Source organism: Pseudomonas svalbardensis, assembly GCF_030053115.1.
Lineage (GTDB): Bacteria > Pseudomonadota > Gammaproteobacteria > Pseudomonadales > Pseudomonadaceae > Aquipseudomonas > Aquipseudomonas svalbardensis.
In genome coordinates, this window is sequence record NZ_CP125619.1 from 1,084,748 (window position 1) to 1,099,546 (window position 14,799).

The window sequence follows — 14,799 nt, forward strand, 5'->3', positions numbered from 1 at the left end:
TCATAAGGCGAAGTAGCAGCGCATCGCCGCTTTGTTCAGGTGACGTTTGACCGTGGCGATGGAAATCCCCAACTCGGTGGCGATCTGTGGATAAGTCAGGCCATCGACCTGCGCCAGCAGAAACGCGCGCTTGACCAGGCGCGGCAGGCCATCGAGCAACTGGTCCAACTCCATCAGGGTTTGCAGGATGATTGCCCGTTCTTCCTCTGATGGCGCCACGACTTCCGGCATCTGCGCCAACGCATCGAGGTAGGCACGTTCCAGATCCTGACGCCGGTAATGGTTGAGCAGCACGCGCTTGGCGATCGTCGTCAGGAAGGCTCGCGGCTCGATGATCTGCGGTGTTTCCCGTGCAGTCAGCACCCGCATGAAGGTGTCCTGGGCCAAATCCGCGGCGCTGTCCGGGCAGCCGAGCTTGCGTCGCAACCAACCGGTGAGCCAGGTGTGATGGGCGTGATAGAGGACTTCGACGGTATGGGCTGGCTGCAACGGGACCACTCCGAGCGCATTCGGATACGCTAGAGAACAAGAATTGTTCGCATTGTAGTGGTGGGTATCCGTATCCGGCAATCGACTGTATCGGCGATCTCATCGGACTCTTTTGCATATGAGAATATTTATCATTAATATTGCGGACTTGTTGGCCCCGTGACGTTCACGAGGCTTCACCCGTTTCAAGGTCGAAACATGAAAGGCAAAATCACCGCGCTCGCCGTTTCCTACCGACTGGCCGTCACTTCCCGAGTGCTGGCCGCCGTGCTGGGGGGTTACCTCGTCGCGGCATTGGCCAGTGTCAGCCTGACGATGTGGCTGCCCATGGCTCGCGGCGAAGCGGTGGTCACCGGGATGATGACCTCGTTTCTGGTCTATCTGGTCGCCGTCCTCTGGTGCTTTGCCTGTCGCAGTGCGTGGCAAGCCTGGTTCGGATTGTTCGTGCCGAGCGTGGTGTTGGCTGCGGTGTCGGGGCTGGCCTACTGGATGGGCCACTCATGAAAGAGGGCTTTCGACAGGCCATGGCCTGGCTGCACACCTGGGCCGGGTTGATCTTCGGCTGGCTGCTGTTCGCGATTTTCCTGACCGGCACGCTTGCCTATTTCAAGGATGAGATCAGCCACTGGATGCAGCCGGAAATTCCCGCCCGTGCGGTGTCCTCCGAAGCCAGTCTGACCCTGGCCCAGCACTACCTTGAGCAGCACGCCGCGGGTGCCTCGCGATGGCTCATCGATTTACCGGATGCTCGCGAACCCGGGCTATCGGTGAGGTGGCAGCAAGCACCGGCCAAACCCGGCACGCGCGGTCAATTCACCGAAAAACGCCTCGACCCGCAAACCGGCGCAGAAGTGCAGGGCCGGGACACACGCGGTGGCGAGTTCTTTTACCGCTTCCACTTTCAGTTGCAAATGCCCTATCCGTGGGGTCGCTGGCTGTCGACCATCGCAGCGATGGTGATGTTCGTCGCGCTGATCAGCGGGATCATCACCCACAAGAAAATCTTCAAGGACTTCTTCACCTTCCGCCCGCGCAAGGGCCAGCGCTCCTGGCTCGACGGGCACAACGCGGTGGGTGTTCTGGTGTTGCCGTTTCATCTGATGATCACTTACAGCAGCCTGGTGATTTTCATGTCGATGGTGATGCCGGCGAGCATCGTCGCCTCTTATGGCAGTGACTTCGATACGTTTTACGATGAGGTGTTTCCTGCTTCCAGTGTCCCCGAACTTGCCGGTGAACCGGGTCAGTTGGCACCGTTGGTACCGCTGCTGGAACGGGCCAGCGAGCAATGGTCGGGCGGGCGGGTCGGGCGGCTGACGGTGAACAATCCGGGCGATGCGAATGCCTCGGTCATTCTTGCGCGTGACGGCGCCGACCGAGTGGTCCACGACTTTGGCAGCGCGTTGACATTCAACGGCGTGACCGGGCAGCTACTCAGCACGACGCCGAAGCAAGCACTGCCAATGGCGATTGCCGGCAGTTTCTATGGCTTGCACATGGGCCATTTCGCCGGTCCGGTGTTGCGCTGGCTGTACTTCATTTGTGGTTTGGCGGGCACTGCGATGATCGGTACCGGGCTGGTGATCTGGCTCGGCAAGCGTCAGCTCAAACATGTGAAGAGCGGTGTGATGCCGCTTGAGTTGCGACTGGTGGAAGTCCTGAACATCGCCAGCATGTCAGGGTTGATGGTCGCGGTAGCGGCGTTCTTCTGGGCCAATCGATTGTTACCGGTCGGAATGGCCGAGCGGGCGGATTGGGAAGTGAACGGCTTCTTCATCGTCTGGGGCTTGAGTGTGTTGCACGCCATGGTCCGCCGTGGTCGTGCAGTGTGGGTCGAACAGTTGGCGCTGGCGGCGTTGCTGTTCTGTGCGGTGCCGCTGCTGAACGCGCTGACTACTCCCTATCACTTGGGCGTCACCCTGATGCAGGGCGATTGGGCCATGGCCGGTTTCGATCTGACGTGCCTGGGCAGTGGTCTGTTTTTCGCGTGGGCTGCGTGGAAAATGCAGCGCGCGGGGCAGGCTGGAATCGTCGCCCGACCGCGGGCGAAATCGATAATGCTTGAGCAAGAGGCGCACTGAATGTTCTTGGCCTTGTTGCTGTGCTACGGCGGTTTCACCGCGCTCTGTTTATCGATGGATCGGCATCACGCCGAACTGTTGGGGCGCAAGCCCTCGGCTCGTCGCCGTCAAGGAATGAAACTCAGTGGCTGGCTGTTGCTGGCGTTATCGCTGTGGGCTGCGGTGTCGTCGACGGGCTGGGGACTTGGATTGGTGGAGTGGTTTGCGGTGTTGATGCTCAGCGCTTTGCTGCTGGTGTTGTTGATGCCGTATCGCCCGCGCCTGGCCTTGGCGTTGGCCGGGTTGAGCGTGCTCGCCAGCCCCGTCGCCGTGTTTGCAAAGGGCTGACCTGATGATCACCAGTCCACCGGAATCCCATGACGATGAACATCGCGGTGCGCGTGCGCATTTCCTGCAGGTGTTCCTTTCCCAGCGTTCGCAAATGGAAGCGCTGGTGAGCCGTCGTGTCGGTTGTCGGGCGACGGCCGCGGACCTGGTGCAGGACTTGTTCCTGCGTTTCTGGCGTCGGCCGCTGGTGCAGGTTGAAGAGCTCAGCACTTACCTGTTGCGCTGCGCCGGCAACATCGCCATCGACCATTTGCGCAGTGAAGGCACGCGGGTGCGGGTCAACGAGGGCTGGATGCCGGATCAACCCGACAGTCACGGCAGCGAACCGCAAGCGGCGTTGGAGGCGGGCAACGACTTGCGTCACGTCGAAGCGGCGTTGCGCGCGCTGCCTGAGCGCACGCGGCAGATTTTTTTGCTCAACCGTATTCACGGGCGCAAATACGCCGAGATCGCCAAGGCCATGGGTTTGTCCCAAAGCGCCGTGGAAAAACATATGATGCGCGCCCTCGAGGCTTGCAAGGCCAGCCTGCGGGAACCCGAACCGCGCACGCCAGGGAAAGCACTGTGAACAACACCGAACGCGTCACCCCGACGCCCGCTCAGGAGCAGGCGGCCTTCGCCTGGCTGGGTCTGTTGCATGATCAGCCCAGCAGCGGCGATCAGGCCACCTTCAGCCATTGGCTACAGGCCGATCCAGCCCATGCCGAGGCTTACGCCCAGGCGCAAGTGGTGTGGGAGTTGACCGAAACACCGGCCCGAACGTTGGCCGATGAAGACGCGTTTGCCTTGCAGGGTTACCTCAACGCGATGAATCGCTCGCGCCGTACCAGCGTTCGGCGTTGGTCCGGTGCGTTGGCGATGGCCGCGTGTCTGGTGCTGATAATCGGCGTCGGTGCTGGCTGGCAACCGTCGCGCTGGGTCGACGATCTGGGCGCGGACTATGTGTCGGCGCCGGGCGAGATTCGCACCGTCACGCTGGCGGATCAGTCGCAAGTCACGCTTGATGCTGACAGCGCGATTGCGGTGGATTTCAGTCGTGGTGAGCGGCACGTTCAGCTGCGGCGCGGCGCTGGATTTTTCCGCGTGACCCACACCGGCGATCCGTTTGTGGTGGACGCTGAAAAAGGCCAGGCGCGGGTGCTGGGGACTCAGTTCGAAGTGCGACTGCAACCGCACGGCGCGCAGGTCACGGTGTTGTCCGGGCGGGTTGGTGTGACGGCGGACGAGCACGCCGCGCAACAAATCCTCATCGCTGGCCAGCAAGTGGCCTATGGCGAGGGTTCGGCGGAAACACTCCACGCGGTCGACAGCGAAGCGCAATTGGCGTGGCGTCAAGGTTGGCTCAACTACTACAAGGCAACACTCGCCGAGGTGGTGCAAGACCTTGGGCGTTATTACCCGGGACGGATTGTGCTGCTCAACGATGAACTCGCGGCGCGGCGGGTCAGTGGCAGCTTTCCGAGCAAGGATCCGCAAGCGGTGTTGAGTTCGTTGCAAGGGGTTTTGGGGTTTGAGCAGCACAAGGTTTTGGGGCATCTGATTATTTTGCGTTGAGGCTGCTGGCCTCTTCGCGAGCAGGCTCGCTCCCACAGGGGAATGCATTCCAAAATGTGGGAGCAACTGTCTTGATGATCTTTATTTTGAAGGCATATTGATAGACAGCTGAATTCCCACAGCTTTACGCCATGCGATGCCCTACAGGAACACCGCGACCCGTTTTAGGCCAAGGGTTGTTTCCACTCAGTTCGGTCTCGGATCATGGCGTTCAGTCGTATCAGCAGCACGCGCATACAGGCGATGAGCGCTACTTTTGCGCATTTGCCCTTACGACGCAGTGCGTCATACCGCGCTTTGAACTCAGGCTGTCGCTGAATCACCACCCAGCACGCCATGTACATTGCCCGACGCGCAGCAAACCTGCCGCCGCTAATGTGGCGGGGGCCTTCATGCTTGCCACTGTCGTCGTTGTAGGGGGCTATGCCTGCCAGCGCTGCAATCTCGTGCCGTCCAACCTCGCCCAGCTCGGGTAAGTAGGCCATCAAGCTGGCTGCCGTCACGAGCCCTATACCCTTGACCGAGCACAAACGGGCCGTTTTATCACTGTCCAGGTCTTTAGCAGTTTGACGGATCAGCTTTTCTATCGACTTTATGGCTTGGCATAAATAGTCGATATGACTTCGCAGACAGGGTTTTACCGTGTCAGCAGAGGCTGTTTTAAGGCGCCGTATATCGTCGCCTTGCTGCTGAACAAAATTTTCGCGCTGCTGTACCAGCGCACGCAAATTGTCCTGTTCAGGGCTGGTGATTCGGTTGCTTGGCGACTTTATGACTTCGGCAAACTGCGCGAGCAGCCGCGCATCTATCGGGTCGGTTTTAGCGCGCTGCCCCATGGCCTTGGCAAAATCCCTGGCTCGGCGAGGGTTGATCCGCAAGACTTCGAAGCCGGCAGCCTGAAGCGCTTTCATGACCTCTCGCTCATAGCCGCCGGTGGCTTCCAGCAATACGCGGCTGACCTGATAGCGCTTTAACCAGTCAATCAGCGCAAGGAAATCACTGGCGGTATTGAGGTGACTCGCGCCAACGTCTTGCGGGTTAATCCGAACTTCAAGGGTATCTTTGGAAACATCGATGCCTGCGCAGGAAAACATAGCCGATCCCTCTTACACTCAAAGGTGAGAGCACTCTGGCTGGGCACCACGCTTGTAATGTTCGAGGTCGGCTCGTTCAACTGTTCGGGCTCAATAACCAGAGCGGAGAGGTGAATGGCAGCATGGGCTCCCACACGTGCTTTAAGCACTCCGGGCATTCAGCTTGCCACTCACCGCTCTCATCCTCAGTCTAATTCCTGCGCAAGACACAAGCGGGCTTGCTCCGGGCGGCGTTCCGACGAAGGCGTCAGATCAAACACTACTGAACTCCCGATAAAAATATTTTCAGAATTCTGATGAGGTAAACCCCGACGCCATCCGTGTAGTGACTGAAACTGCGAGTCATTCGCATCCCGTAGGTTCTACACAGGTCATGAGCGATGAAGTCCAGGGCAAAATCGGGTTCGGTCAAACAATGGTTGGGTACGTGTGCCTTGAGCTTTTCGGCGCTGGCATTGCTGCCGTTGAGTGTGGCGGTGGCGGCTGAGGCCGGCAGTGCCCGACAGAGTGCGCCGTTCAGCTTCGCGATGGCCGCCAAACCGCTGCCCCAGGCCTTGAGTGACTTCAGCCGGATCACTGGCATCAGCGTGGTCTACACCGATGAGGCACCTTACGGCATCAACGCTCCAGCGCTCAGCGGACAGATGAGTGCTGAGCAGGCAATGCAGCGTTTGCTCAGCGGTTCGGGGTTCACCTTCCGTCGCACCGACGGCCATACATTGGTGCTGGAGCCGTTGCCTACCGATGGCGCCTTGAACCTGGGCGCGACCACCATCACCTCGGTGGCCGATCAATCCATGAGCTATCAGCCACCGCCTACCAGTTCGGTGATGCGCTCATCGGCCTTGCTTCAGGAAATCCCCCAGACCGTCAACGTGATCCCGGCGCAGGTTATTCGCGATCAGGCGCCGCGCAATTTGGATGACGCGTTGGCCAACGTCAGCGGCATTACTCAAGGCAACACACTGGCGAGCACTCAGGACTCGGTGATGACTCGCGGCTTCGGCGACAACCGTAACGGCTCGATCATGCGCGACGGCATGCCGATCGTGCAGGGCCGTGGCATGAATGCGACCGTGGACCGGGTCGAAGTCCTCAAGGGCCCGGCCTCGCTTCTTTACGGCATTCAAGACCCGGGTGGCGTGGTCAACATGGTCAGCAAAAAGCCCGAGCTTGAGCAGTACAATGCGTTGACCCTGCGTGGCTCGACCTATGGCGACGGCAAAAACGGCAGCGGTGGCGGTCTCGACAGCACCGGCGCGTTGGGTGATTCCGGTTTGGCCTATCGCATGGTCCTGGACCACGAAGACGAAGATTACTGGCGCAACTTCGGTACTCACCGCGAGACATTGGTAGCACCGTCACTGGCCTGGTTCGGCGAAAGCACCAAGCTGCTGTTTGCTTACGAACACCGCGAGTTTCTGACCCCGTTCGACCGTGGCACGATCATCGACCCGCGTGACAATCATCCGCTGGACATCTCCCGCGAGCGTCGCCTCGACGAGCCGTTCAACAACATGGAAGGCCGCTCGGACCTCTATCACTTCGAGGCCGATCACGAGCTCAACGACAATTGGAAAGCGCACTTCGGCTACAGCTGGAACCGCGAAACCTACGATGCCAGTCAGGTGCGCATCACCGCCATCGACACCAGGAAAGGCACCCTGACCCGCAGCATGGACGGCACTCAGAACGCGATCAGCACCGACCGCTTCACCACTGCCAGCCTTGAAGGCAATGTCCAGCTCGCGGGGATGAAGCATGACCTGGTGTTCGGCGTTGATGATGAGTACCGCAAGATTTACCGCGAAGACCTGATCCGTCAGAAAAGCCTGAGTACCTTTAGTTACGTCAACCCGGTCTACGGTCGCGAAGTCGCCGGCACCACGGTCAGCCCGGCCGACAGCGCGCAGACCGACGAACTGCGCAGCGATTCGTTGTTTTTGCAGGACTCGATTCACCTGACCGATCAATGGATTCTGGTGGCCGGCGGGCGCTTCCAGGAATACGACCAGTACGCCGGCAAAGGCGTACCGTTCAAGGCCAACACCGACAGCAACGGCCAGAAATGGGTGCCTCGCGCAGGCCTGGTGTATCGCTACACCGATGAACTGTCGTTCTACGGCAGCTACACCGAGTCGTTCAAACCCAACTCGACCATCGCGCCGTTGAGCGGCAGCAGCACCGTGCTGGACGGCAGCGTCGCGCCGGAAGAAGCCAAGTCCTGGGAAATCGGCGCCAAGCTCGACATGCCGGGCCGCGTCACCGGTAACGTCGCGCTGTTCGACATCAAAAAACGCAACGTGCTGGTGGCCAACTCCGAAGGTCCGGTGACGATCTACAGCGCCGCCGGTGAAGTGCGTTCCCGTGGTCTGGAAGTGGACTTGAGCGGGCAGCTGACTGATCGCTGGAGCATGATCGGCAGCTATGCCTACACCGACGCTGAAGTCACTGAAGACCCGACCTACAAAGGCAAGAAACTGCAAAACGTCGCCAAGAACAGCGGCTCGCTGTCGGCGGTTTATGACTTTGGCACTATCATCGGTGGTGACCAACTGCGGGTTGGCGCGGGTGCGCGGTATGTCGGTGAGCGAGCGGGTAACGCTGTGAACGATTTCGACCTGCCGAGCTACACCGTGGCCGATGCGTTCGCCACGTACGACACCAAAGTCGAGGGGCAGAAGGTCAAGTTCCAGCTCAACGTGAAGAACCTGTTTGACCGCACCTACTACACCTCGGCGGCGAGCCGGTTCTTTGTGTCGATGGGGGATTCGCGGCAGGTGTCCTTGTCCAGCACGTTGGAGTTCTGACCGCAGACCGCGTCATGGCGGCATCCCAGGCACCGATAATCTTCGGGCCTACCGCAAAAACGCCTGGCGATACTCTCCAGGTGTTCCCCCCAATGCCTGACGAAACCGATTGGTGAAATGACTCGCACTGGCAAACCCGCACGCCAACGCAATCACCCCCAACGGCTGCAACGTCGAGCGCAACAACTCCCGCGCCCGGCTCAGTCGCCGCGACAGCACATACTGATGCGGTGGCAACCCAAAGCTCTCGCGAAACATTCGCGCAAAGTGGTATTCGGATAACGCACACAATGCCGCCAATTGCCCGAGGCTGATGGCCTCGGCCAATTGGTTGTCGATGAACTCCACCAACTGCCGCCGCTGATGCGCCGCCAGTCCACCCTTGAGCCGCAACCCCTCACGCATTCCAACCTGGCCGAGCAGTACGTGGCTGAGCATTTCATGGGCCAGGCTGCTGGTGAGCACGCGTTCGCCGGGTTCGTCCCAGTTGAGTGTGAGCATTTGCCGAAAGCGCCGGGCTTGCGCCGGGTCGTCCAGAAAGGTGGCTTCGCGCAGCTGCAGCTCGCGAGGTTCGCGGTCCAGCAGCGTGACGCAGCCGAGGGCAAATTGTTCGGGGCTGAAATACACGTGGGCCAGGCGAATGTCGCCGTTGATCACCCAGCCCGATTGATGCTCGGCCGGCAGGATGCACAGCTTGTCGGGGCCGCCCTTGGTGCCGGGTCGGTCGCGGCGAAAGGTCCCGGTGCCACCGGCGATGTAGCAGGACAGGGTGTGATGACTCGGCGCTTCGTAATCCTGGGCGTCGTGATGGTTGCTCCACAAGGCTGCAGCCATGCCGTCACCGAGCTCGGCGCTGTGCTCGAGGCGAGCATTGGGCGAGCGGTTGAGGGCTTGAAAGACTTGCAGGGTTTCCAGTGCAGGCATGATGGCTTCTCTCCGACGCCTTGCATCCTACTCCGTAGCCGTTCGGCTGCCAGCCTGTGGCCCGACAAAAGCGCAAGTTTATGCAAGTGCGAAAGGCCTTGGCGCAGGACACTGAAGGCCTATTCAGGAGTCTTTGCCATGAACCTTTCGTTGTATCTGCTGACTGTGCTGATCTGGGGCACCACCTGGATTGCCTTGAAATGGCAACTGGGCGTGGTGGCGATTCCGGTGTCGATCGTCTATCGCTTCGGCCTCGCAGCGTTGGTGCTGTTCGTGATGCTGCTGCTGAGTCGCCGCCTGCAAGTGATGAACCGTCGCGGGCATCTGATCTGTCTGGCGCAGGGATTGTGCCTGTTCTGCATCAATTTCATGTGTTTTCTGACTGCCAGCCAGTGGATCCCCAGCGGTCTGGTCGCGGTGGTGTTTTCCACCGCCACGTTGTGGAACGCACTCAATGCACGCATGTTCTTCGGCCAGAAAGTCGCTCGCAATGTGCTGATGGGCGGTGCGCTGGGGCTGCTTGGGCTTGGCCTGTTGTTCTGGCCTGAGGTGGCGGGCCACACCGCGAGCCCGCAAACCTTGCTCGGGTTGGGCCTGGCATTGCTCGGGACACTGTGCTTTTCGGCGGGCAACATGCTGTCGAGCCTGCAACAGAAAGCCGGACTCAAACCGCTGACCACCAACGCCTGGGGCATGGCCTATGGCGCGGCCATGCTGTCGGCGTGGTGCCTGGTCAAAGGCATTCCGTTCGACATGGAATGGAGTGCGCGTTACATCGGCTCGCTGCTGTACCTGGTGATTCCGGGTTCGGTGATCGGTTTCACAGCCTACCTGACGTTGGTCGGGCGGATGGGGCCGGAACGCGCAGCCTATTGCACCGTACTGTTCCCCGTCGTAGCGCTGAACGTATCGGCGTTTGCCGAAGGCTATCAATGGACCGCGCCCGCATTGATGGGGTTGGTACTGGTGATGCTGGGCAATGTGCTGGTGTTTCGTAAGCCCAGGGCGCCGATGGTGCAAGGGAACGGCAAACTGGCGTGAAGGTTTGGTTAATCGAGCGCTGGAACTTCAGCGTTCGATGTTGAGCGTGATGTAAATCAGCAGTGGAAACATGAAGTCCACGATGTGTCGAGCCCAATCCTTGGCGTTCCAGCTTGCAGATTCATCCATGTTGAACCATTCGGTGCCGATCACTTGCAAGCAGATGTAATAAACAAAAAAACCGATCAATAGTCCGACGATCGCAAATTTCTTCGCTTCGTGAAAAACGGCTGCAGGTGTATTGATGTTTCGATAAAGATGGTAGGTGCCCAGCAAGCAAAAAGCCGTGTAAACAACTTCCAGAGTGATGATGAACCAATAAATGCGGTGATGGAGCATTGGTGAAGTGATTGCTCTGTAACTCAGGTTCAGGTTTTCTCGAGTGGTGTCCATGCTGAGGATGTGGCCGACGTATTCGTAATTGGATGGGTAGTCGGTAAAGTTGCTGTATATCACCATTAAGCCAAAGAAGCTTATGTAAGTCATTAGAATTACTTTGCTGTATCTAATGAGTTTGTCTGTTGTAAGGTCGTTCAATGTAGGTGCTCTCCATAACTTAGGTTCGTAGGGGCGACTAAGTAACTGGAGTCTATAGTGAGTGTGTTTTTTGTAGCAGTGAACTGAATTGCAAGGTGTGTACATAACGGGCAGGCGGTTAAACGCCTGCCCGTTTTAGTTAGTGCTTCCAGACGTGTGGGTTCACCAGATCTTGCGGTCGCTCACCGAGTAAAGCGCTGCGCAAGTTAGCCAAGGCACGGTTGGCCATGGCTTCGCGGGTTTCATGAGTCGCCGAGCCGATGTGCGGCAATGTCACCGCGTTTTTCAGTTGGAACAGGGGGGACTCGACCAGCGGTTCTTTCTCATAAACGTCCAGCCCGGCGCCACGAATCCGATTGTTTTGCAGGGCTTCGATCAAGGCGGGTTCGTCCACCACCGGGCCGCGGGCAATGTTCACCAGAATCGCGCTCGGCTTCATCAACGCCAGTTCGCGATGGCTGATCAGGTGTCTGGTTTTTTCGCTGAGCGGCACCACCAGGCAAACGAAATCAGCTTCGGCCAGCAGTTGATCAAGGCTGCGGAACTGTGCGCCGAACTCTTGCTCCAGCTCGGTCTTGCGGCTGTTGCCGCTGTAGACGATCGGCATGTTGAAGCCCAGCCGTCCACGTCGGGCAATGGCCGCGCCAATGTTGCCCATGCCGACGATGCCCAGGGTTTTGCCGTGAACATCGCAACCGAACAATGGCGCCCCGACGGTGGCTTGCCATTGGCCGGCCTTGGTCCAGGCGTCCAGTTCGGCGACGCGGCGGGCGCTGCTCATGAGCAGGGCGAAGGCCAGGTCGGCGGTGCTTTCGGTGAGGACGTCGGGGGTGTTGGTGAGCATGATCCCGCGTTCGTTGAAGTAGGCGACGTCGTAGTTGTCGTAGCCGACCGAGACGCTGGAGACAACTTCCAGTTTGGCGGCGTTTTCCAACTGTGCGCGACCGAGTTTGCGACCGACGCCGATCAGGCCATGCGCGTGGGGCAGGGCTTCGTTGAATTGGGCGTTGATGTCGCCGTTTTTCGGGTTTGGCACGATGACGTCGAAGTCTTGCTTGAGGCGTTCGACCATTTCGGGGGTGATGCGGCTGAAGGCGAGGACGGTCTTTTTCATGGGTTGAGGGCTCGTCGGGCTTGGAGAATGCCAAGCACGCTAACATTCTTCTTCGCTGTTGTGCGAGCACCCGGATTGCCGGGTGTACGCCGTTGATCAGGCGCGCTGATCGGGGGAAACATTCCCCCAAAAAAAACCTTCTGCAGGACCGGTGAAATCAGTTTGCCACCCGAACCCCACCCATACTCCCGCTCAACTCATACGCCACCAATTCCGCCTGATGCGCCGCCAAAATCTCCGGCAACGACCCGCGCAAGTACTCGACCCACGTCTTGATCTTCGCATCCAGATACTGCCGCGACGGGTAGATCGCATACAGATTCAATTCCTGCGACCGGTAATTCGGCATCACCCGCACCAGCGTACCGTTGCGCAACCCTTCAATCGCTGCATACACCGGCAAAACCCCAACCCCCATGCCGCTGATGATTGCCGTCTTCATCGCATCAGCGGAGTTCACCAGAAACGGTGAGCTATTAATCGTCACCATCTCCTGGCCTTCCGGGCCGTCGAAGGTCCATTTCTCCAGCGGAATCACCGGGCTTACCAAACGCAGGCACGCGTGGTTCAGCAAATCGCTGGGTTTCTGCGCGCAGCCGTTGGCTTTTACATAGGCCGGCGAGGCGCAAACGATGCTGTAGGTGATGCCCAAACGCTGAGAGACGAAGCCCGAGTCCGGCAGCTCGCTGGCGAGCACGATGGACACGTCGTAGCCCTCGTCTAGCAGGTCCGGCACGCGGTTGGCCATGGTCAGGTCGAAGGTGACGTCGGGGTGGGTCTTGCGGTAGCGGGCGATGGCGTCGATCACGAAGTGCTGACCGATGCCGGTCATGGTGTGCACCTTGAGCTGCCCGGCCGGACGGGCATGGGCGTCGCTGGCTTCGGCTTCGGCTTCTTCGACGTAGGCCAGGATCTGCTCGCAGCGCAATAGATAGCGTTTGCCGGCTTCGGTCAGGGCGATGCGTCGGGTGGTGCGGTTGAGCAGGCGGGTTTGCAGGTGGGCTTCCAGGTTGGAGACCGCGCGCGAAACGTTGGCCGTCGTGGTGTCGAGTTGCACGGCGGCGGCGGTGAAGCTGCCGGCCTCGGCCACGTAACTGAAGGCGCGCATGTTTTGCAAAGTGTCCATGAGGTGCTCTCGGAGTCGATGGCAAATTGTGACACGAAGTTTCAGGGTCTGAGACCCCGACTAACGGATTATCGCGTTAACGGTAACAAAGATTCACAGGATTCCCAGCTTATCGCCAACAAAGCCGACCCCTAGAATTGCGCACCTCAGGAACAACTCCCCACCTCAGGAAATCGCAGCAGTGCCGCGTCGCATCAGCAGAGCGCTTCAGACGCTCAGTGTTTTGGCTTTAACCCTGGCAATCAGCGGCTGCATCGGTACCGGAGGTATTGCCCCGCAGGGCAAGGCACTGGAGGCCGATTCACTGGCCACCGACGAAGCCATCCAGAACGCTGCACAGGACGCACACTGGCCGACCGCCCAATGGTGGCAGGCGTATGACGACCCGCAATTGAACCGCTGGATCGACCTCGCCCTGCAAGGCAGCCCGACCATGGCCATGGCGGCGGCGCGAGTGCGTCAGGCCAAATCCATGGCCGGGATCGCCGAGTCCGCCGAGTCGCTGCAGATCAATGGCGAATCCACCCTCAAACGCCACAACTGGCCCACCGATCAGTTCTACGGGCCGGGCGAGTTGGCCAACACGACGACGTGGGACAACAACGCCGCGCTGGGCTTCAGCTATGCCCTCGACCTTTGGGGCCGCGAAAGAAACGCCACCGAGCACGCCGTCGACATGGCTCACATGAGCGCCGCCGAAGCGCGTCTGGCTCAGCTCGAATTGCAGAACAACATGGTGCGCGCCTACATCGAGCTGTCGTTGCATTACGCGCAACGGGACATCGTCGCAGCGACCCTGAAACAGCAACAGCAAATTCTCGACCTCGCGCAGAAGCGCCTGAACGGTGGCATCGGCACCCATTTCGAAGTCAGTCAGGCTGAAACGCCGCTGCCGGAAACCCATCGTCAGATCGATGCGCTGGAGGAAGACATCGCCCTGAGTCGCAACCAGATCGCGGCACTTGCGGGCAAAGGTCCGGGGGAGGGCGCGCAGTTGCAACGGCCGACGTTGTCGTTGGGCGCGGCGCTGAAGTTGCCGGTGTCCTTGCCCGCGCAACTGCTCGGCCAACGCCCGGACGTGGTCGCCAGTCGTTGGCAAGTGGCGGCTCAGGCACGGGGCATTGATGTCGCCCATGCCGGGTTCTACCCCAACGTTGATCTGGTCGGCAGCCTCGGCTACATGGCCACTGGCGGTGGAGCGCTGGAATTTTTGACTGGCAAGAAGCTTAACTACAGCGTCGGCCCGGCCATCTCGTTGCCGATCTTCGACGGCGGCCGTTTGCGTTCGGAGCTGGGCGAAGCCTCGGCCGGTTACGACATCGCCGTGGCCAAGTACAACCAGACGTTGGTCAACGCGCTGAAAAACATCTCCGACCAGTTGATCCGCCGTGAATCCATGAACAAGCAGCAAACCTTCGCCGCCGAGTCGGTGGCCACGGCCCAGAAGACTTACGACATCGCGATGATCGCCTACCAGCGCGGGCTCACCGACTACCTCAACGTGCTCAACGCCCAGACGTTGTTGTTCAAACAGCAGAAGGTTCAGCAGCAGGTGCAGGCCGCGCGACTGAGTGCTCATGCGCAATTGGTGACGGCGCTCGGCGGTGGGCTAGGCGCGGGTAACGACGTGCCGAAGGACAGCCAGACCCAGGCACCGAAAACCCCGGCCATTCTCCAGGCCCTCAATCACTGAGCAGGATTT

General features: G+C 59.7%; 14 protein-coding genes. 8 read left to right on the top strand and 6 right to left on the bottom strand.

Features of this window, described 5'->3' with window-relative positions; translation table 11 throughout:
- The gene (locus tag QFX16_RS04730; protein ID WP_283183014.1) at positions 1-489 is read right to left on the bottom strand and encodes a sigma-70 family RNA polymerase sigma factor; all 489 of its coding nucleotides are present in this window, start codon (positions 487-489) and stop codon (positions 1-3) included.
- Between the two features lie 198 nt (positions 490-687).
- Here QFX16_RS04730 and QFX16_RS04735 point away from each other — a divergent pair, with 198 nt between their 5' ends.
- The 5 genes from QFX16_RS04735 to QFX16_RS04755 are packed head-to-tail and all read left to right on the top strand — an operon-like array spanning position 688 to position 4,451.
- Positions 688-993, top strand: a complete 306-nt coding sequence (locus QFX16_RS04735) for a DUF3649 domain-containing protein (protein ID WP_283183015.1) — start codon at positions 688-690, stop codon at positions 991-993.
- Positions 990-2,570, top strand: coding sequence for a PepSY-associated TM helix domain-containing protein (locus QFX16_RS04740; protein WP_283183016.1), 1,581 nt, complete (start codon positions 990-992; stop codon positions 2,568-2,570). The genes QFX16_RS04735 and QFX16_RS04740 overlap by 4 nt, the downstream gene beginning before the upstream one ends.
- Positions 2,571-2,897 carry a DUF3325 domain-containing protein gene (locus QFX16_RS04745; RefSeq protein ID WP_283183017.1) on the top strand — a complete coding sequence of 109 codons (327 nt, stop codon included), beginning with the start codon at positions 2,571-2,573 and terminating at the stop codon, positions 2,895-2,897.
- A 4-nt stretch (positions 2,898-2,901) separates the two neighbouring features.
- Entirely contained in the window at positions 2,902-3,465 is a 564-nt protein-coding gene (locus tag QFX16_RS04750) for an RNA polymerase sigma factor (RefSeq protein ID WP_008150603.1), read from the top strand.
- The gene (locus QFX16_RS04755) at positions 3,462-4,451 is read left to right on the top strand and encodes a FecR family protein (RefSeq protein ID WP_283183018.1); all 990 of its coding nucleotides are present in this window, start codon (positions 3,462-3,464) and stop codon (positions 4,449-4,451) included. The genes QFX16_RS04750 and QFX16_RS04755 overlap by 4 nt, the downstream gene beginning before the upstream one ends.
- A gap of 164 nt (positions 4,452-4,615) precedes the next feature.
- On the opposite strand, the gene QFX16_RS04760 is transcribed toward QFX16_RS04755, so the two are convergent.
- On the bottom strand, positions 4,616-5,545 hold the full coding sequence (locus tag QFX16_RS04760) for an IS110 family transposase (protein ID WP_283183019.1): 930 nt from the start codon (positions 5,543-5,545) through the stop codon (positions 4,616-4,618).
- 380 nt (positions 5,546-5,925) lie between these two features.
- On the opposite strand from QFX16_RS04760, the gene QFX16_RS04765 reads away from it, so the two are divergent.
- Entirely contained in the window at positions 5,926-8,355 is a 2,430-nt protein-coding gene (locus QFX16_RS04765; protein WP_283183020.1) for a TonB-dependent siderophore receptor, read from the top strand.
- A gap of 48 nt (positions 8,356-8,403) precedes the next feature.
- Here QFX16_RS04765 and QFX16_RS04770 read toward each other — a convergent pair whose 3' ends face one another.
- A complete protein-coding gene (locus QFX16_RS04770) occupies positions 8,404-9,279 on the bottom strand; it encodes an AraC family transcriptional regulator (RefSeq protein ID WP_283183021.1) in 876 nt (291 codons plus the stop codon).
- A 138-nt stretch (positions 9,280-9,417) separates the two neighbouring features.
- Between QFX16_RS04770 and QFX16_RS04775 the strand changes: the two genes are divergently transcribed.
- A complete protein-coding gene (locus QFX16_RS04775) occupies positions 9,418-10,320 on the top strand; it encodes a DMT family transporter (RefSeq protein ID WP_283183022.1) in 903 nt (300 codons plus the stop codon).
- 27 nt (positions 10,321-10,347) lie between these two features.
- On the opposite strand, the gene QFX16_RS04780 is transcribed toward QFX16_RS04775, so the two are convergent.
- The 3 genes from QFX16_RS04780 to QFX16_RS04790 all read right to left on the bottom strand — a co-directional run bounded on the left by QFX16_RS04780 (position 10,348) and on the right by QFX16_RS04790 (position 13,097).
- Positions 10,348-10,857, bottom strand: coding sequence for a DUF2165 family protein (locus QFX16_RS04780; protein WP_283183023.1), 510 nt, complete (start codon positions 10,855-10,857; stop codon positions 10,348-10,350).
- Positions 10,858-10,996: 139 nt separating this feature from the next.
- Positions 10,997-11,971, bottom strand: coding sequence for a 2-hydroxyacid dehydrogenase (locus QFX16_RS04785; protein ID WP_283183024.1), 975 nt, complete (start codon positions 11,969-11,971; stop codon positions 10,997-10,999).
- Between the two features lie 157 nt (positions 11,972-12,128).
- Positions 12,129-13,097 (bottom strand): LysR family transcriptional regulator, encoded by a 969-nt coding sequence (locus tag QFX16_RS04790; protein ID WP_095133002.1) that lies wholly within the window; start codon positions 13,095-13,097, stop codon positions 12,129-12,131.
- A gap of 181 nt (positions 13,098-13,278) precedes the next feature.
- On the opposite strand from QFX16_RS04790, the gene QFX16_RS04795 reads away from it, so the two are divergent.
- Positions 13,279-14,790, top strand: a complete 1,512-nt coding sequence (locus QFX16_RS04795; protein WP_283183025.1) for an efflux transporter outer membrane subunit — start codon at positions 13,279-13,281, stop codon at positions 14,788-14,790.
- Positions 14,791-14,799 lie beyond the last annotated feature (9 nt).